This window comes from Lysinibacillus sp. NPDC098008, from assembly GCF_044760715.1.
In the GTDB taxonomy this organism is placed as follows: Bacteria; Bacillota; Bacilli; order Bacillales_A; family Planococcaceae; genus Lysinibacillus.
The window spans coordinates 24,883-42,942 of sequence record NZ_JBIWBA010000026.1 but is presented as its reverse complement, the minus strand read 5'-3'; the positions used below and the strand labels follow the sequence as shown (position 1 = coordinate 42,942).

Here is an 18,060-nt window from a genome sequence, read left to right as displayed (position 1 = left end):
CATTTATTCCTCCATTTAAATTCCAGAGAAACTTGGTCTGTGATAAGAAATATGACAAAACGAACTCAGGTCAGTTAGCTATGAATAATTCGGGTGAAAAACTATTTACGACATTAGAAAAAATATTTGGTAAGGGTAAGAAGACCTTAGAAACAACGTAAGGGGGCGTAACGATGAATTGGCAATTTTTATTTGAAACATTTTTTGTGGCATTATCAGGTGTTCCAGTTGCGCTTCTTGTGACAGTTGTTGCTTTGCTAATTGCGCTACCGCTTGGATTTTTACTAGCCTTAACAAGAATTAATAAAATCCCTGTTATCCATCATCTAGCAAAAGTTTATGTGTCCTTTGTAAGAGGGACACCGATTATTATACAAATTTTTATTATTTATAGCAGTATTCCATTAATCTTAAAAATGATTTTTGAAAAATATAATATTGCCTATGATATTTATAAAATTAACCCAATTTGGTATGCCTTTATCGTTTTTGCATTTAGCTCAACAGCGATATTAATTGAGGTGTTCCGTTCGGCATTAAGCACTATTGAAAAAGGGCAGCTAGAAGCGGCATATTCTGTAGGATTGACAACGTTCCAAGCGTATCGTCGCGTTATTATTCCCCAAGCTTTAGTTGTTGCACTGCCAAATATTTGTACAGCTACAGTTAATCTAATTAAAGCAACCTCTTTAGGCTATGCTATGTCCTTACCTGAAATTACCTTGAAGGCAAAGGTAGCAGCTAATGTTGGCTACAATTATGTAGAGGCTTATTTGGATATCTTTATTGTGTATTTAATTTTATGTAGTACAGTCGAATACTTATTTAAGCGATATGAAAAATATTTAAGCAAATACAAAGCGGCGAATGTCTAAGAGGTGAATAAGCATGTTAGAAATTAAAAATATCCATAAATCATTTGGGGCTAATGAAATATTAAAGGGCGTTGATTTAGCAATTGATAAAGGTGATGTGGTTGTTATTTTAGGTCCTAGTGGGTCAGGAAAAACAACATTATTGCGTTGCATTAATTTTTTAGAAAAGGCAGATCAAGGGCATGCAACATTTGGCGATATTGAAGTGGATTTTCAACATATTAAGAAAAAGGATATACATGCCATTCGTCAGCGTGTCGCATTTGTCTTCCAAAACTATAATCTTTTTACCAATAAAACAGCGTTGGAAAATGTAACGGAGGGGCTAATTATTGGACGTAAAGTTCCAAAGGCGGAGGCTATTGATATTGGTAAAAAAGCACTTGATAAAGTAGGGTTATCTGAAAAATATGATGCATATCCAAGTCAGCTATCTGGGGGTCAGCAGCAACGGGTAGGGATTGCACGTGCTGTTGCATTAAATCCTGATATTATTTTATTTGACGAGCCAACATCTGCACTTGACCCTGAGCTAGTAGGTGAGGTTTTGCAGGTCATGAAAAATATTGCAGCAGAGGGTACAACGATGCTTGTTGTCACACATGAAATGGGCTTTGCTAAAGACGTTGCTAACCGTGTTATTTTTATGGATGGTGGTGTTGTCGTTGAGGAAGGCAATCCCCATGATATTTTTGTCAATCCAAAAGAGGAACGTACAAGGAAGTTTTTAAAGCGTGTTATTCCAGAGGATTATACATTCTACATTTAATAGGTAGCAAAAAATCCACTCTCAGCATGATAGCGAGGTGGATTTTTAATATCACTGCAGGAAAGGTGTTAATTTATTGATGGAGTAAATATGCAGCTCATGCATAGCTCGTGTGCAGGCTGTATAAAAATAGTGACGTTCGGTTTCTCTTGAATAGGTGGCGGCAGAAGCATTATAAATAATGACAGTGTCAAATTCGATTCCTTTCGCCATATAAGCTGGTAGCAGTAAAATACCCTTTTTAAATTGCTTTGTATTATGGGTAATTAGCTGAATGTCTACTTGACGGCTTAATTGCTGATAGGCAGTGGCACATTCAGCGGCAGTTTTACAAATAACTGCAATTGTATCGAATTTATGTGATAGATGATGAATGGTTTGAGTAATTTGTGCTGTTAATTCTACTTCATTTGGCACAATGGTAATGGAAGGCTCTGGACCATTTCGATTGAATGCCTCTACCTCACTGCCATCATTTAAAATTTTAGCTGTAAGCTGGATAATTTGCTTTGTCGAACGATAGCTTTTCGTTAAAATCATTTTTTCTGCCTGCTCGCCATATAATTTAGGATTGAGCAGGGAAGGATTATCGAAAGTATGTGGATGAATTGTTTGATGCCCGTCACCTAAAATTGTCATACGTGCCTTTGGAAATAATTGTTGTAATAATATTAATTGAAATGGTGAATAGTCCTGTGCTTCATCAATCAAAACATGATGAATCATTGTATTGGTTTGCTGTCCTTCAATTTTGTCCTGCAAATATAAAAATGGTGCAGCATCTTCGTAAGTAATTAGACGTTTTGCTAAACTAGGGAGCGTTTGCTGGCAAATATCCTCCCAATGATCTGGAACAAGGTGCTGTAACTTTTGATAAACGGCATTATTCAAATCAAAGAGCTGACGATAAATGCCTAATATATGCACAAATTTTAATTGTTTAATGGAGTTGCGTAATGGCTTCAATTGCTTTTTAACAATGTGCTTTGCTAATTTCTTTTGTTCTTGATCGAAATCATCAAATGAATTTTCCGTAAAGCGACCTTCATATAATAGTTCGCTATAAGATTTTGTGTAGTCTTCTTTATCTAATAGCTCAACAGCCTCTTCTACCCATTCCTTTGTCCATTCTGTTTTTTCAAATTTTGCAAGCCTTTGCAATAGCCATTTCTTCACAAGCTGTAGACGATCTGGTATGGAGAGGGAGGAAGGGAATGAATAAAAGTATTCAGCAATTTCCTGTGCTGTAATAATTCGTTCTCCACGAAAAACAATATTTTTAAATAATAAACCTTCATTAGATAAATGACTGATATATTGATCCATTAATTGCTTGTAGGCAAGGCTTGCCTTAAAAGTAATACTGCTTAGCTTCATTTCATAAAAGGTGCTATCCTTTTCCGTTAAAAGCTGTTCAAGCTGCTCATAAGGATATTCCAACTGAAATTGGCGGCCTAAACGCTTTTCGATATACTCTGAAAATGTTAGCTGCTGCATATTATCTTCACCTAAATCAGGCAAAACGGTATGGACATATTGATTAAATAGCTGGTTAGGTGTGATAAGTAAAATTTGATCGGCTGTTATTTCATTGCGATAACGGTACAATAAATAGGCAACTCGTTGAAGCGCAACGGCTGTTTTACCACTACCTGCAACACCCTCTACAATCAGGTAGCGTGAGTGAAGATGGCGGATAATTTTATTTTGCTCAGCCTGAATTGTTGCCACGATACTGCGAATATGCTCATTAGCATTTTGTGCAAGAATATCGAGCAATAAATCATCGCCGATTGTAAGACCTGTATTAAACATTGATTGGAGTTCACCATTTTTAATAATAAACTGTCGCTTTAATAGCATCTTGCCATGAACTTTTTCTGTACTTGTTGTATAGTAAGCATCGCCGGGGGTGTGATCATAATACATACTGGATATAGGTGCTCGCCAGTCATAAATTACAATATTTTCATCCTGCTGATCTAACAATGTGGCAACGCCTATATAAATTTTTAAAGGCTCCTGCTGACCATCCTGTAAAAAATCGATTCGTGCAAAATAGGGCGATTGCTGTAAACGTTCATAAACCTTCATATTACGAATGGCACGCTGCTGTGCAAGCTCTGAATCGGAGAGCAGCTCTACCTGCTGTTTAATCGCCATAAATGTTTCATCCACATCCTCAGCAGTATCTAGATTGACACGAACATCATCCCAAAAGGTTTTCCTGATCGTACCAGCATTTTCTTTAAAGCCCTTTTCTTTATACAGTAGCTCCTTTATTTTATTATCAATGATCGTTAAACAATGCATAAGGTAATGCTTTTCTTCGAGCCATTCATTTTGATTTTCCAACGTTTCCTCACATTCCTCTCCATAGTTTATAGGGTGAATCAATTGAGAAATTTATCATACTGCTAGTGGCGCAAGAAATATAGACTAATAATTTTTGTAAATTTATGCTATAATAAAAGTGTAAAGAAAAGATATATTGAATGATAAAGGCTGTTCCACAAATAATTGGAGCAGTCTTTTTTATATGCGAAATACGCCAATAGTATTCCTAATTTCAGCAAAATTATGATAAGAGCTTGTTTATGATAAGTGAAAGCTTCTACCTTTTAAATTATTTATCGCTATTGTAATCTAGTATTTATATGAAAGGAGGTGAAAAATATGAAGGTTATTTTTACAGTAGGATTACCTGGAAGCGGAAAAAGCACATTTGTCCAAAAGCTTGCCAAAGGTGAAAATGCGGTTATTCTTTCAAGTGATGCGATTCGTCAGGAGTTATTTGGCGATGCGACAAGGCAAAAATCACGTATTGTGTTTCGCATTTTATATGAACGACTGAATGAGCTTGTAGCAAAAGGTCACTCTGTTATTGTGGATGCTACCAATATTGAGCGAGAGCGAAGGATGTTTGCACTGCATAAATTACCAAGCTCTATTCAAAAGGAATGCTATTACTTTGACACGCCCTATGCTAAATGTGTTGCAAGAAATCAACGGCGCAAGCGTCAAGTACCATTAGCAATTATGGAAAAAATGAGAAAGCATTTAGAGCTTCCGACAGTAGGAGAAGGCTTTGACAAGGTGCATATTGTACATGAGGCAGAACCCTATAATATTTCGATGCAGCAATTTATCGAGCTTATTCAGCAAAAGCCTACTTATGAGGAGCTTTTCCAAGCATTACAAGCTGTCCCTTGCTTTAAAGAAATTTATCGCTTTAATCAGGAAAACCCATATCATCAATTTTTACTATGTCAGCATACGTATTTTGTTTTTTCCTATATAAATGAATATTATCTGGAAAATGACAAACTAGCCTTGCAAATCGCTGCATTGTTCCATGATGTGGGCAAGCCATTTTGTAAAAAGTATAAGCCATTGCAAGAACGCTATGGCTATTTTGGACATGAAAATGTTTCTGCACAAATCGTTTGCCATTTTTTACTTGAGCTAGGCTTTAAGGAGGATTTTGTATTAAAGGTTGTTTATTTAGTGCAGTTTCATATGCTTATCCAGTATGGTGGTGATAGAGGCAGTAGTCAAATTTATCATTTACTAGATGGCGATTTATTGACAAGGCTTTATTTTTTCCGTGAGGCGGATCAATTTGCCAAATAGAAAGGATGTGAGAAAATGACAAACTATATAAAATATCCACGAAGCTTTCATTTACCTTGGAGCAGAGGCTATACACATGATGATAAGGTTGCTAAAAATATTGAGCACTTTATTGGTAAAGAAGTAGTTGTGACCGAAAAGCTAGATGGTGAAGGTACAACGCTTTACAAAGATTATATGCATGCAAGGAGTATTCATTCAGCGAATCACCCTTCAAGAAATTGGGTGAAAACATTCCATGCAAGCTTTGCTTATCGGATTCCAGATGGCTGGCGCTTATGTGGTGAAAATGTTTATGCAAAGCATTCGATTTATTATCAAGCACTAACAAGCTATTTTTATTTATTTAGTATTTGGAACGAAGAAAATATATGCTTAAGCTGGGACGAAACAGTAGCATATGCGGCTGAATTAGGTATTGAAACGGTTCCTGTTTTATATCGCGGTATTTTTGATGAAGAAAAAATTAAATGTACATTTACAGGAAAATCAATATTTGATGGTGAGCAAGAGGGCTATGTGATTCGCAATGCAGCTGCCTTTCATTACAATGATTTTCAATATAATTTAGGGAAATTTGTTAGACCACAGCATGTTCAAACAAGTGAGCATTGGCTACAGGAAGAAATTATTCCAAATAAATTAAATAGCTAAACAATGAGTGGGGAAGGGACTGAGAACAATGTAATACTTTATAAAGAACAATCACCTATTTTTAATTATGAGGAAGAATGTAATGGTCGCATACCCCTATTAAATGGGGCTTACAGGTTCGATTCCTGTCATCCTCCTATAAATATGAAAATGTCAAAGTATTATTTAACTTATATTTTGACATTTTTTTATTTTTTTAGCCTAAATTTAACCTTCAACTGCTATTTTCGATAAAGAGTGGACGAAAAATAGGAGGTAGATGGATATGAAGGGAACATTAATTGGTAATGCAGTCGTATTAAGTTTATTGATGGGTGGAGGAGAAATAGTTTCTGCTCATAAAGCAATTCAGTCACTTGATATGGAAGGCATGGATTTAGAAGCAAATTTAATGGAAATCCGAGCAAAACGAATACAGCTATTAGATAAACAGCTAAAGGGTCAAACAGTAGTTGTTGAGCAGAAGAATCAGGAAATGGCTGTATTAAAGGACCAGCTTACAGCGCTACAGAGTGAAGATACGAAACAGATAGAAGCAATAAAGGCACAATTAGATGCTGTAAGTAATTCGTATCAAATGGAAATAGAGCATTTACAAAGCCTAAAGAAAAAACGCAGGGAGGTGCTGACGAACTTTATGAAAACAATGCAAGACCGTCACTCAGCTATCTTTGGAAGTATACACTAAATAAAAGGCGGATTTGGACAATGCTTAATGGACCAAATCCGCTTTTTGCTTATTTTGTATAGTTATCGAAATAGCCTTGAATATAAACCATTGGTGTTCCTTTATCACCAGAGCCTGATGTTAGGTCAGATAGGGAACCAATAAGGTCTGTTAGACGACGAGGTGTTGTTCCCTGCGCAGCCATTTGACCTGTTAAATCTTCATCTTTATTTTGGATATAATCAGAAATTGCTGCTTTTAATTCTTCCCCTCGAAGGTTTGCAAAGTCATTATCCGCTAAGTATTTTAATTTAACTTCGTTAGGTGTGCCATTTAAGCCTGCTGTATATGCTGGAGAAACAACTGGATCTGCAAGTTCCCAAATTTTGCCGACGGGGTCTTTAAATGCACCATCACCATAAATCATCACTTCAATTGTTTTACCAGTCGTTTCTTTAATTTTAGCTTGGATACCATCAACAATTGGCTGACATGTATGCGGGAATAGCTTGATGCTATCTTCTGTTGCTTTGTTTGAGCCAAGTAGACCATACTCAGCATTAAAGCCAGAGCCGTTAATTGATTCTGCTAAAATATTATCAAGGCTGTAAACCTTTTCAGCACCGTTTGCTGTTAAAATACGTTTTGTGCGGAAGCGTGTATGGATATCACATGTTAGTACACTCTTTGTATAATCTAAAATTGTTTTCGGGTTATTTGAGAAAATTACTTCACATGCAGCGCCCTCTGCTTCAATTAGCTCTTTATAGTATTCAATATAATCTACGCCTGTAAATGTATGCTTTTTATAGCCAAAATGCTCGCGGAATTCAGCTTCATTTAATGTATCTGTCCAAGGGTTAATGCCTTTTACATCTAGCTCATCAATATCTACAAGATGATTGCCAACCTCGTCAGATGGGTAGCTTAGCATTAAAACAACCTTTTTAACGCCTTTTGCAATCCCACGTAAGCAGTTTGCGAAGCGATTACGACTTAAAATTGGGAAAATCACACCAACTGTATCATCGCCAAATTTTGCTGCTACATCGATAGCGATATCATCAATTGTTGCATAGTTCCCCTGTGCGCGTGCCACAATAGATTCTGTTATTGTCACGATATCGCGATCTTCAATTGTGTAGCCTTCTACCTTTGCAGCGTTTAGCACTGTATCAACAACGATTTGTTCAATATTATCACCTTCGTTAATAATGGGACCACGAAGACCTCTTACTACTGTACCAATTACACGTTCCAACTTAATCTCTCCTTATTCGTCATTCCTAAAGTGAAATCAAACTCATATAGTTTTACTATACGCTTCAACAATGATATAAGTAAAATTAATAGTTCATATAATAGCTATAAGGAGTGCTTATATGATAGGGAAATTAGATTTATATCGTGTTTTTAGTGTTGTTGCTAAAAATAATAGCTTTTCAAAGGCGGCTAAGGATTTATATATGACCCAGCCAGCCGTTAGTCAAGCAATGATGCAGCTAGAAAAGGAGCTAGGTACACGCCTTTTTAATCGAACGCCTAAGGGAGTGACATTAACAACGGAGGGAGGTTTATTGTTCGAATATACAAATTCTGCTTTAGGGCTGTTAGATGCTGGTGAAGAAAAACTCTTAGAATTTAAAAACCTGACAACAGGGCAATTGAAGATTGGGGTAGGGGATACGATTTCTCGCTTCTTTTTAATGCCCTATTTAGAGGCATTTCATACGATGTATCCAAATATAAAGCTACAACTGCTAAATGGGACAACCTCTGAAATTTGCAATTTCCTGAAATCAGGTGAGGTAGATATTGGGTTTTGTAATTTTCCAATAGAGGATTCGACATTGCAGCTCACTGTATGTACAGATATTCAAGATATTTTTGTCTGTGGTGAAAAATATAAAACATTAGCATCTAAAAGCTTAAGCTATCAAGAGCTTTTAAAATTCCCACTTGTTTTTCTTGAACAAAAATCGAATTCTAGAAGATATGTGGAGGATTATTTAGTTGCCAAAGGAGTCCATATTGAACCAGAATTCGAGCTCGGCTCACATGATCTTGTGCTAGAATTTGCACGCAGTAATTTAGGCATTGCCTGTGTGACAAAGGAATTTTCAAAGGATTACTTGCAACGAGGACTTCTTTATGAGCTAACATTACAGGAAAGCATTCCGCCAAGAAGCATTGGTATGTGCTATTTAAAGACAGTACCTCTTTCAAGGGCAGCGACAAAATTCGTTGAAATTATTGAACAGAAGCGCTTAAATACTAGAAAAATCATGAAGAAAGCTTAGCACTCGTTAGCTAAGCTTTTTTGATAATAGATCAATCAATATATCGACATTACGCTTATTTTTCATCGTTGGTGAGTAGAGATAAGAAAATGTTCGCATAAAATGCTGCCCTTCAAGGGGCAACATTGTGAGGTCACCATTTTTTAGCTCACGTTCAATTACACAGGCAGACAAGAGTGAAAGACCTAATCCCTGTATAACGCTCTCCTTAACACCCTGATTGCTGCTAATTGTTAAAAGCGAATGAGTTTGTAGCCCATTTGCTCTAAATAAATGATCTAAATAATAGCGTGTTCCTGAGCCTTCCTCACGTGCAACCCAGCTTTGCTGTTGAAGCTTATTAGCGGTAATAGGCTGTTGTGTTGTAAGGGGATGATCGCTTGCACTAACAATAAATAATTCATCCTGCATAAATGGTTGTATCAATAGCTCCTGATCGTGAGCTTGCCCCTCGATTAATCCAATATCGACTTGCAGTAATTTTGTATAATGAATAATTTCCTTTGTATTGCCAATAATAACTTGAATCTCAAGTTGGGGGAACTGCTGCTGTAGGTCTGCTACAATGGGCGGTAATATATATTCGCCAATCGTAAAGCTTGCCCCAATTATGAGTGTCCCTTGTACTTCCTGATGATAGGCAGCAATCTCTTCCTTCGCTGTGCCAGTAATCGCCATGATTTGCTTTGCTCGTTTATAGAGAATTTCGCCAGTTGGTGTAATTTGAACAGATTTCGGCGAGCGAATAAATAATGTTGTCTGTAATTCCTGCTCTAAGTTTTTGATATGTAGGCTAACGCTTGGCTGTGAAATATGAAGAATTTCTGAGGCCTTTGTAAAATTATTGACCTCTACTAGTGTAATAAAGGTTTTTAAAGCATCGTATTGCATATCTACACTCCTATTATTAGAAATATTAATAGTAATAATTATACATATGTATTTTACTAATGATGAACTTTTTTATAAAGTGGGAATCAATATGGGAGAAAGAAGTGAACATCATGGTAAATAGACAGAATAAGATAAAAGATTCCTCTCATCTAGCTTTTGTAAAAGGAATGTTATTAACGCTCCTTCTAGCTTTAGCAGCAAAAAATATTGCTACATTGCCTTTCTTTTCAATATTGGGGCAATTAGTAATTGCTATTATATTAGGAATGGCTTGGCGAGTAGCATTTAAGGTGCAGGATGCGTGGCAAGGTGGCATCGCCTTCTCTAGCAAAAAGCTATTGCGATTTGGCATTATCTTACTAGGAATGCGATTGAATTTAGCAGACATTTATCATGCAGGGGCAAGCGTTTTTTTCATTGCGGTTTTGAATTTATTGTTCGCACTGATCGTTGTTTATATGCTAACGAAAATGCTTCATGTCGAGCAAAAGCTAGGCATTTTAACAGCTTGTGGAACAGCAATTTGTGGGGCTGCTGCCGTTGTAGCGATTGCCCCCCAGATTAAGGCGAATGAAAAGGAAACTGCGGTGGGGGCAGCGATTGTCGCATTGTTAGGAACGATATTTACGCTTATATATACAGTGCTCTATTCCATTCTTAGCTTAACACCAACTGAGTATGGTATTTTTGCTGGTGGCACATTACATGAGATTGCACATGTTATAGCAGCGGCATCTGCTGGTGGGGATGAGGCGATGGATATAGCGGTTATTGTGAAATTAACACGCGTTGCACTACTAGTACCCGTAGCGATTATAATTGGTATTTTCTATCGAAGAATGGACAGCAGTAAAGAAATGAAGGCATTTTCATTATCTAGCATTCCATGGTTTATTGTAGGGTTTTTAGTAATGAGTGCTATCAATTCTTTAGGGATTATACCAGCTAACGTTTCGCAAGCACTTGTCAATATTGCTTATATCTTAATTGCTATGGCGATGGCTGGTCTTGGGTTAAATATTGAGATGAAAACATTTAAGGAACTTGGTGTAAAGGCATTTATCGCTGGTTTAATTGGCTCCGTCTGTTTATCCGTATTAGGCTATATACTTGTTAATTTTTTATAAGAAAAAGACCCTGCATAATTTTATAGGCAGGGCTTTTTAGATAGAATCAGAAGATCATGTATAAGTATTTAAGTAACTGTTTGCTAGCGTAAAGCTTCAATGGAAGATACTAGCTCAGCAACAACAATTTTGCTGCCGATAATTGGACTTTCACCCTCAGAGCCTGAGCTTGGACGTTGATGAGCTGCAGCAAATGCATCGCTATTGCGCCATGCTTGGAAATGCTCCTTAGATTCCCAATACATGTTTACACTCATTTCATCATAAGTAGGATCGTCCGTTGAAATTAACACTTCTACCTTATGGAAGCCTTCAAATTGTTGTAGAGGACCTGGCTTTGTAAAGTTTGGAGCCATGCGTGCTGCGAAACCTGGTTTTACTTGAATACGATTTGTCACAATAATCATGCTTTTCCCCCCTTATTGTTAATAATTGAATGAATTATCATTGATTATCATTCGCAATCAATGATAAGTGGCATGGAAAGGCATTGTCAATAGATGGCCTCTATATCTGTTGACATTTTCCTGACATTATTCAGTGCTATACTGATAGAAAAAACTAATTGTGAGGTGAGTGAGGCTGTGGCAAATATATTAATAGTGGAAGATGAGTATGCAATTAGTCAGGTTTTAACGGTTTATTTAAAAAAAGTAGGCTATGATGTAACACAATGCTTTCATGGTGGTCAAGCATTAGCAATGTTTCGTGAGGTACAGCCAGATTTAGTATTATTAGATATTATGCTGCCAGAGAAAAATGGTTGGCTAATTTTAAAGGAAATCAGAGAGCTAAGTGCTTGCCCAATTATTATGTTAACGGCATTAGGTGAGGTGAATAATCGTTTAGAGGGCTTTGAGCAAGGTGCAGATGATTATATTGCTAAACCTTTTATAGCAGATGAGGTTGTAGCAAGGGTAAAGGCAGTGTTACGACGTGCCACAGGGAATCTAGGTACATCCTCTATAAAGCGCTATGGAGCTCTTAAAATCGATAGTAAGGCACATCAGGTTTTTTTAGGAGAGGAAGAAATCGTGTTAACACCAAGAGATTTATCGGTGCTGTTGTTTTTAGCTGACCATCCTAATCAAACGTTTACACGTGAACAGCTTATTGAGCATATTTGGGGCTGGGAATATGAGGGGAGTGATCGAGCTGTTGATTTAGCTATTAAGAGGCTACGTAAGGCATTAAAGGAATGGGATGAAGCAGAGGGAGAAATAAAGACACTACGTGGATTGGGGTATCAGCTAAGTGTTTCAAAAAAATAAACGCATTTCATTACTCCATTACTGGACAAGCCGCTATTTACTAACACTTTTTATAGGGTTAGCGATTATTTCATTGATCTCTGCAGCGTGGATTCGTCATACAACATTTGAAAATCGCCTTGAAATGATGGAGTTTTTAGCAGATGAAACGGTCTATCGTTTAACAGATACATCTGGACCAAACGGTTTTCCAGGCTTTATCGGTGATCGAGAGCGTTTTAATATGAGGGAAATTGATCCAGTTTTATATGTGGTCGATACAGCAGGCAATCTATTAACAAGCAATCGTCCTGTACCACCAGAAAGCACAAAAAACTTTGCTAGCTTATTGGATGGGGAGGAAGGCACACAGGAAATAGCAGAGGAACAGGCATCTAGCAAGTATATTGTGAAACGAAAAATAGAAACGAATAACGAGCTTGTCGGCTGGGTGCTAGTGATGGAGAAAAAAGAGAATCTAACAAGGGTTCAACAAGCATATGGACAGCTTGCCTTATTAATTGGGACGTTAGCGGTGTTAGGCTGGATTGCTATTTATTTTTTATCAAAGCGTTTAGCACATCCTATTAAACAAGTAGCGGAAGCCGCAAAGCAGGTGCAGGAGGGCAATTATGCCATTGCTTTGCCTCAGGATAGTAAGGAAAAAGAGGTATATGAGCTTGTAACATCCTTTGAAAATATGGCACAGAAGCTAGAGCAATTGGAGAAAACACGAACGGAATTATTAGCAGGTGTGACTCATGAGCTGAAAACACCTGTAACATCTATAAGTGGCTTATTGCAAGCTGTTCAAGCTGGTGTTGTGACAGGACAGGATGCCATGGAATTTATTGATATGGCAATGGTTGAAACAATGAAGATGAAAACAATGGTTGGTGATTTACTGGCATTTAATCAATTTGCTGTTGATGCTATTCCAGTCAATCTGGAGCTTGTGAATGCTAATAAGCTTTTACGTGATGCAGTGATGCAGTGGAATGTGATGCAGGAAGAGGAGCGTGTAGATGTACAATTGCATTTACTGGAGCAAACTGTAATGATACAGGCAGATATTGTGCGTGTCCAACAAATCATTACAAATCTATTCACTAATGCTAAGCAGGCGATGGACAGCGGCACGATTACAATGATTGTTGTGGATCAAGAAACTACGCTATCCATTATGGTGAGGGATACGGGTAAGGGTATCCCGCTAGAGGATCAGCCATTTATTTTTGAGCGTTTTTATCGTGGTGAAAATAAAAAATATACTGTTAGGGGGCTAGGCTTAGGCCTACCACTTAGTAAAATGATGGCACAATCCATTGGCGGTGATTTATGCTTAATCGAAAGCACTCCATCTGGAACATGCTTTGAATTAGTATTACAAAAGGCTACTACGCAATAAGAAGGGCGTAGTAGCCTTTTTATGGCTGTCGGCAAAATAAAAGAAAACGATACAAACTATTTACTATATTAATTATAGCCAATCTTTTACATAAGCGATTAATCCTATAAATGCACCTATTCCTGTCCCAAAGAAAATTGGAATTATAATATTGGGGTTATGCCCTTTTTTATTTATTGTTTCATTATTATGACTCATTAAAATCCTCCCTCTATACAATCTTTATTCTCTATACGGAAAAATTAAGAAAATGTTTCAAATTCCTTTAAGAAAAGAAAATAGCAGGCTGACATCTGCCTGACACACAGCCCCTTTATAGTAGTTTATATAACCAATATCAGAACAAAGGAAAGGGTGAGCTATATGCCTATTGTTACTTCGTTTAACCCAAATGGTCGTAAGGAAATTAAGCAAGCAATCTCCTATCCAGATTATGCGTTATTAAAGGCTAAGCTTCAATATGTAATGCAGCTCGACAAGCATGCAGGCAAGGATGGCAAATATTTAATTCGTAGTACATACTTCGATAATTTTGCCAATAAGGTGCTCAATGAGAAAAAAGAGGGCTATATCAATCGCGATAAATATCGAGTACGCATCTATGGTAAATCTAGTGCCATTATTAATCTGGAGCGAAAGAGTAAGCGCAATAATTTAATCTTTAAAACAAAATGTGCCATCTCACAAGCAGAGTATGAAAAGATGCGTATTGGAGATATAGTATGGATGGAGAAGGATAAACGTGAGCTTATTCAAGATTTATATCAAGAGATGTATTATAACCAGCTTCGACCAACAACAGTAGTGGATTATGAACGAGAAGCCTACATCTATCCATTTGGTAATGTGCGCGTAACTTTTGATAGTAAGGTGCAATCAAGTTTACGCAATACAGATATGTTTAATCCAGGCTTGCCGATGGTGGATGTGTTAGAGTCGAATCTTGTTATTTTAGAGGTAAAATATGATGAATATTTACCAGATATTATCAAGTATTTACTGCAATCTGTAGATACGCGTGCAGAGGCTTATTCAAAATATCAGCTTAGTCGTATGTACGACTAATATTAAAGGAGAAATAAACAATGGATACAATAAATTTTAGTGATATTTTTAAATCTAATTTTTTAGAAAAGACAACATCATTTTCATTGATTGATGCAATAATTGGCTTAGTAGTAGCATTTTTTATTGGGCTTTTTATTTATGTGGTTTATAAGAAAACCTTTAATGGTGTGATTTACTCACATTCCTTTAATATTTCATTGCTTATTATGACAATGGCAACAGCGCTTGTTATTATGGGTATTAGCTCCAATGTGCTGTTATCGCTTGGGATGGTTGGAGCCTTATCGATTGTGCGCTTCCGTACACCGATTAAGGACCCAATGGATTTAGTGTATATTTTCTGGGCAATTGTTTCTGGAATTTTATGTGGTGCAGGCTTTATTCCTTTAGTGATTATTGGCGCTGTCTTAATTGGGCTTGTATTGCTTGTATTTGTTAATAAAATTACTGTAGAAAATCCTTATTTATTAATTGTAAAGCTTGAGGAAGAGCTTGCGAATGCAGAGGTAGAACGTATTATTGCTACACAAACAAAAAAATTCGCCCTGAAATCAAAATCCATTATGCAGGCGGATGAAATTGAAACGACTTATGAAATTCGAATCAAGCAAAATGATGCCAAACTAATGGAGCATCTAACAAAAGTGCCTGGGGTTAAATCTGCCATTATGCTTAGCTATGATGGGAATTTCACAGCATAATAAAAGAGGTGCAGACTATGATAAAAACACGAATTGTCTATCTGTGGATGACAATACTGCTTCTTCTCTTTGCTGTGATATATGGTGTCCTTCCACATATAGGCATTGCAACGAAAAATACCGAGTTCTCTTATGAGAATATAGTATTTAATAAAAACAAAGTAACAGCGGTTGATATTGAAATAGCAGAGGAAGAATGGGCTGATATGCTTGAAAATGCAGCAGATGAGGAGCTAAAGCAGGCAACGATTACAGTGAATGGCAAGAAGGTAGAAAATGTTGCTATTCGCACAAAGGGCAATTCATCTTTGAATTCAGTTGTGAATAGTGACTCTGATCGCTATAGTTTAAAGATTGATTTTGATTATTATGATGGGGCACAGAGCTTATATGGCTTGAAAAAATTAAACTTAAATAATAATTATAGTGATACGACATTGATGCGAGAATATATTTCCTATGAGTTAATGGAGCAAATGGGCTTACCAACGCCAGCTCATTCTTATATGTATGTTACGGTCAATGGTGAGGAACGCGGCTTATTTTTAGGCGTAGAGGCAGTGGATGAAACATTTTTAGCTAATAACTATGGCACGAACGATGGTTTTTTATTCAAGCCAGATGGAACAGGCAGCGATTTAAAATATATTAGTGATGATATTACGGATTATACAGGTATTGGCTTAAAAACAAATGAAGGCAATATTGATGAATCGAAGCTTATTGAAATGCTGGATACTATTAATAATGGCGGAGATATTGAGAAATACATTGATGTGGATGAAATGCTACGTTACTTTGCTGTCAATACGGCACTTGTAAATTTAGATAGTTACCAAGGAATGACGAAGCATAATTACTACCTGTATGAACAAAATGGCGTGTTTTCTATTATTCCATGGGATTATAATCTAGCATTTGGTGGCTTTGGTGTTGGTGGTTTTGGGGGTGGTAGAATGGGTGGAGAAAATGATCAAAATCCAGCCAATGCTGCTACTAATAGGCAAAGACCATTTGCTCAAAATAATGAACAACCTGATCAGGCAGATGGTAGAGATAAACAAAGAGGTGGCGGCTTTGACATGGGAATGGGCATGTCGGGCAACCTATTAGATGAGAGTGCTATTAATTTTAGTATAACAACTCCTGTTTCTGGCACAACTTTAGAGGAACGGCCATTGCTTAATGCTTTACTTGCGAATGAGGAGTATCATGCGAAATATGAAAGCTATTTAGAGGAGATAGCAACCACTTATTTAACAGAGGAGTATATACAATCCATCACTAAAAATTTAGCGGTGCTATTAACAACCTATGTTGAGGCAGACCCTACTAAGTTCTCAACAACAGAGCAGTTTTTAGAGGCTGTGGAAGGGGAAAATAGCCTACCTGAGTTTGCCAAACAACGCTCGGATTCTATTTTAAAGCAGCTATCAGGAGAGCTTGTGGTGGAGGCAGCTACAACGACAAATATGCCAGCACCTAATGAAAATGGTGCTATGCCAGAAAACTTTGATCCAAGTCAGCTCCCAGAGGATTTTGATCCAGCACAAGTTCCACCATTTAACAGGGAAGGACAGAATGGCGAACCTATGCAACGTCCTGATGGAAATGGATTTCCAATGGGGATGCCAGGTGCAAATGGTGAAGCATCGAATCAAGCAACTGTTATTGATAAAAATACAGTACTTACAGTAACGGTATCCTTAGTATTACTCCTCCTAGCAATCTTATTTGTTGTTAAATTTAAACGTAGAGGCCGCTAAAAAATAACCATATCCAATGCGTTTGGATATGGTTATTGCCTTTTCTCATGCTAAAATAAAGCATTCTTTACCGAGGAGTCTTTTCTATGAATGAACATCAGTTTGATAAATATTTACGGATTAATACTGTAGGAGAACAATATGGATTCCCTAAGCTGTCACATTATCATCGCTATGAGCCAACACCATATATTGGGTTAGAACAATTATTTGCCGTATATGAGATGCCAGCCCACTCAGTTTTTATTGATATGGGATGTGGAAAAGGACGCGTGCCTATTTACGTACATCATAAATTTCATATCCCAACAATTGGCATAGAAATGGATGCTGGCTTTTATGCAGAGGCTGAGGAAAATAAGCAAAGCTATCTTCAAAAGAAACATGCTCATGCACCTATCTCGTTTATTCATACAATGGCTGAAGCTTATGAAGTAAAAGCTCGTGATAATGTCTTTTTCTTTTTTAATCCTTTTTCAGTTCATATTTTCCGTACAGTTATTAACAATATTTGGAAATCCTATGAGCGACGAATGCGAGATATTCATATTATTTTATATTACCCACCCTATGATTATTTACAATTTTTACATCATGGCACACCTTTTGAATTACTTCATGAGGTTCATTTAGAAAATGAAACAAATATTAATGAGCGCCTTTGTGTGTTTGTTTTAAAAAAAGCTTAGAGCTGGACTTCCATTGCTCTAAGCTTTTTAGATGTATTTTAATCATTATTTTCAGGGAAATAATCATCACCCTCTGTTTATATTAAATCGTAACTCTTGTATTACTTGTTAATTTTTTATGATAAGTTGGTATGCATGATAATTTTGTACTAGTTTATGAATAAAATTAATAGATAATTCGTAAAAAAATAATTATACTGAAAAATCACACTAGACTAAATATAAAGAATGTTTTACAATGTAAAAGGCTTAAATGAAT

General features: G+C 36.7%; 18 protein-coding genes. 13 read left to right on the top strand and 5 right to left on the bottom strand.

All coding sequences use genetic code 11. The features are described from left to right. Positions 1–173: 173 nt before the first annotated feature. Positions 174–875: an amino acid ABC transporter permease gene (locus ACIQVU_RS17695; protein ID WP_340808391.1), complete on the top strand. Its 702-nt coding sequence runs from the start codon at positions 174–176 to the stop codon at positions 873–875. A gap of 13 nt (positions 876–888) precedes the next feature. After that, positions 889–1,644 carry an amino acid ABC transporter ATP-binding protein gene (locus ACIQVU_RS17690; protein WP_340808390.1) on the top strand — a complete coding sequence of 252 codons (756 nt, stop codon included), beginning with the start codon at positions 889–891 and terminating at the stop codon, positions 1,642–1,644. A gap of 51 nt (positions 1,645–1,695) precedes the next feature. Here the strand turns inward: ACIQVU_RS17690 and helD are convergent, their stop codons facing one another. After that, complete coding sequence (gene helD / locus ACIQVU_RS17685; protein WP_402896523.1) at positions 1,696–3,999, bottom strand: RNA polymerase recycling motor HelD; 2,304 nt, start codon at positions 3,997–3,999, stop codon at positions 1,696–1,698. 321 nt (positions 4,000–4,320) lie between these two features. Between helD and ACIQVU_RS17680 the strand changes: the two genes are divergently transcribed. The 3 genes from ACIQVU_RS17680 to ACIQVU_RS17670 all read left to right on the top strand — a co-directional run bounded on the left by ACIQVU_RS17680 (position 4,321) and on the right by ACIQVU_RS17670 (position 6,619). Continuing rightward, on the top strand, positions 4,321–5,277 hold the full coding sequence (locus ACIQVU_RS17680) for an AAA family ATPase (RefSeq protein WP_340808388.1): 957 nt from the start codon (positions 4,321–4,323) through the stop codon (positions 5,275–5,277). A 15-nt stretch (positions 5,278–5,292) separates the two neighbouring features. Beyond that, entirely contained in the window at positions 5,293–5,931 is a 639-nt protein-coding gene (locus ACIQVU_RS17675) for an RNA ligase family protein (RefSeq protein WP_340808387.1), read from the top strand. Positions 5,932–6,196: 265 nt separating this feature from the next. Then, entirely contained in the window at positions 6,197–6,619 is a 423-nt protein-coding gene (locus ACIQVU_RS17670; protein ID WP_340808386.1) for a hypothetical protein, read from the top strand. 49 nt (positions 6,620–6,668) lie between these two features. Here the strand turns inward: ACIQVU_RS17670 and ACIQVU_RS17665 are convergent, their stop codons facing one another. Then, positions 6,669–7,859, bottom strand: a complete 1,191-nt coding sequence (locus ACIQVU_RS17665) for a coenzyme F420-0:L-glutamate ligase (protein WP_402896520.1) — start codon at positions 7,857–7,859, stop codon at positions 6,669–6,671. Positions 7,860–7,980: 121 nt separating this feature from the next. Here ACIQVU_RS17665 and ACIQVU_RS17660 point away from each other — a divergent pair, with 121 nt between their 5' ends. Next, positions 7,981–8,898, top strand: coding sequence for a LysR family transcriptional regulator (locus ACIQVU_RS17660; RefSeq protein WP_402896518.1), 918 nt, complete (start codon positions 7,981–7,983; stop codon positions 8,896–8,898). A 6-nt stretch (positions 8,899–8,904) separates the two neighbouring features. Here the strand turns inward: ACIQVU_RS17660 and ACIQVU_RS17655 are convergent, their stop codons facing one another. After that, a complete protein-coding gene (locus tag ACIQVU_RS17655; protein WP_340808382.1) occupies positions 8,905–9,789 on the bottom strand; it encodes a LysR family transcriptional regulator in 885 nt (294 codons plus the stop codon). A gap of 113 nt (positions 9,790–9,902) precedes the next feature. On the opposite strand from ACIQVU_RS17655, the gene ACIQVU_RS17650 reads away from it, so the two are divergent. After that, positions 9,903–10,919, top strand: a complete 1,017-nt coding sequence (locus ACIQVU_RS17650) for a YeiH family protein (RefSeq protein WP_402896516.1) — start codon at positions 9,903–9,905, stop codon at positions 10,917–10,919. Between the two features lie 83 nt (positions 10,920–11,002). Here the strand turns inward: ACIQVU_RS17650 and ACIQVU_RS17645 are convergent, their stop codons facing one another. Beyond that, the gene (locus ACIQVU_RS17645; protein WP_340808378.1) at positions 11,003–11,326 is read right to left on the bottom strand and encodes a heme oxygenase; all 324 of its coding nucleotides are present in this window, start codon (positions 11,324–11,326) and stop codon (positions 11,003–11,005) included. A gap of 177 nt (positions 11,327–11,503) precedes the next feature. Here ACIQVU_RS17645 and ACIQVU_RS17640 point away from each other — a divergent pair, with 177 nt between their 5' ends. Together ACIQVU_RS17640 and ACIQVU_RS17635 are read left to right on the top strand one after the other, a co-directional pair. Beyond that, the gene (locus ACIQVU_RS17640; RefSeq protein ID WP_340808376.1) at positions 11,504–12,190 is read left to right on the top strand and encodes a response regulator transcription factor; all 687 of its coding nucleotides are present in this window, start codon (positions 11,504–11,506) and stop codon (positions 12,188–12,190) included. Beyond that, the gene (locus tag ACIQVU_RS17635; protein ID WP_340808375.1) at positions 12,174–13,577 is read left to right on the top strand and encodes an ATP-binding protein; all 1,404 of its coding nucleotides are present in this window, start codon (positions 12,174–12,176) and stop codon (positions 13,575–13,577) included. The genes ACIQVU_RS17640 and ACIQVU_RS17635 overlap by 17 nt, the downstream gene beginning before the upstream one ends. Positions 13,578–13,649: 72 nt before the next feature. Here ACIQVU_RS17635 and ACIQVU_RS17630 read toward each other — a convergent pair whose 3' ends face one another. After that, the gene (locus ACIQVU_RS17630) at positions 13,650–13,775 is read right to left on the bottom strand and encodes a hypothetical protein (RefSeq protein ID WP_340808373.1); all 126 of its coding nucleotides are present in this window, start codon (positions 13,773–13,775) and stop codon (positions 13,650–13,652) included. 165 nt (positions 13,776–13,940) lie between these two features. Here ACIQVU_RS17630 and ACIQVU_RS17625 point away from each other — a divergent pair, with 165 nt between their 5' ends. From ACIQVU_RS17625 to ACIQVU_RS17610, 4 genes are all read left to right on the top strand, one after another. Further along, positions 13,941–14,642, top strand: a complete 702-nt coding sequence (locus ACIQVU_RS17625) for a polyphosphate polymerase domain-containing protein (RefSeq protein ID WP_402896513.1) — start codon at positions 13,941–13,943, stop codon at positions 14,640–14,642. Between the two features lie 20 nt (positions 14,643–14,662). After that, positions 14,663–15,346 (top strand): DUF4956 domain-containing protein, encoded by a 684-nt coding sequence (locus ACIQVU_RS17620; RefSeq protein ID WP_340808371.1) that lies wholly within the window; start codon positions 14,663–14,665, stop codon positions 15,344–15,346. Between the two features lie 17 nt (positions 15,347–15,363). Continuing rightward, positions 15,364–17,112 (top strand): CotH kinase family protein, encoded by a 1,749-nt coding sequence (locus ACIQVU_RS17615; RefSeq protein WP_340808369.1) that lies wholly within the window; start codon positions 15,364–15,366, stop codon positions 17,110–17,112. 86 nt (positions 17,113–17,198) lie between these two features. Next, positions 17,199–17,801 carry a class I SAM-dependent methyltransferase gene (locus tag ACIQVU_RS17610; protein WP_340808367.1) on the top strand — a complete coding sequence of 201 codons (603 nt, stop codon included), beginning with the start codon at positions 17,199–17,201 and terminating at the stop codon, positions 17,799–17,801. Positions 17,802–18,060: the final 259 nt, after the last annotated feature.

What these genes read in the sequence shown, in the direction of transcription:
- ACIQVU_RS17695 (WP_340808391.1), top strand. Translation starts at nt 174, where the DNA reads ATGAATTGGCAATTTTTATTTGAAACATTTTTTGTGGCATTATCAGGT.
- ACIQVU_RS17690 (WP_340808390.1), top strand. Translation starts at nt 889, where the DNA reads ATGTTAGAAATTAAAAATATCCATAAATCATTTGGGGCTAATGAAATA.
- ACIQVU_RS17680 (WP_340808388.1), top strand. Translation starts at nt 4,321, where the DNA reads ATGAAGGTTATTTTTACAGTAGGATTACCTGGAAGCGGAAAAAGCACA.
- ACIQVU_RS17675 (WP_340808387.1), top strand. Translation starts at nt 5,293, where the DNA reads ATGACAAACTATATAAAATATCCACGAAGCTTTCATTTACCTTGGAGC.
- ACIQVU_RS17670 (WP_340808386.1), top strand. Translation starts at nt 6,197, where the DNA reads ATGAAGGGAACATTAATTGGTAATGCAGTCGTATTAAGTTTATTGATG.
- ACIQVU_RS17660 (WP_402896518.1), top strand. Translation starts at nt 7,981, where the DNA reads ATGATAGGGAAATTAGATTTATATCGTGTTTTTAGTGTTGTTGCTAAA.
- ACIQVU_RS17655 (WP_340808382.1), bottom strand. Translation starts at nt 9,789, where the DNA reads ATGCAATACGATGCTTTAAAAACCTTTATTACACTAGTAGAGGTCAAT.
- ACIQVU_RS17650 (WP_402896516.1), top strand. Translation starts at nt 9,903, where the DNA reads ATGGTAAATAGACAGAATAAGATAAAAGATTCCTCTCATCTAGCTTTT.
- ACIQVU_RS17645 (WP_340808378.1), bottom strand. Translation starts at nt 11,326, where the DNA reads ATGATTATTGTGACAAATCGTATTCAAGTAAAACCAGGTTTCGCAGCA.
- ACIQVU_RS17630 (WP_340808373.1), bottom strand. Translation starts at nt 13,775, where the DNA reads ATGAGTCATAATAATGAAACAATAAATAAAAAAGGGCATAACCCCAAT.
- ACIQVU_RS17625 (WP_402896513.1), top strand. Translation starts at nt 13,941, where the DNA reads ATGCCTATTGTTACTTCGTTTAACCCAAATGGTCGTAAGGAAATTAAG.
- ACIQVU_RS17620 (WP_340808371.1), top strand. Translation starts at nt 14,663, where the DNA reads ATGGATACAATAAATTTTAGTGATATTTTTAAATCTAATTTTTTAGAA.
- ACIQVU_RS17615 (WP_340808369.1), top strand. Translation starts at nt 15,364, where the DNA reads ATGATAAAAACACGAATTGTCTATCTGTGGATGACAATACTGCTTCTT.
- ACIQVU_RS17610 (WP_340808367.1), top strand. Translation starts at nt 17,199, where the DNA reads ATGAATGAACATCAGTTTGATAAATATTTACGGATTAATACTGTAGGA.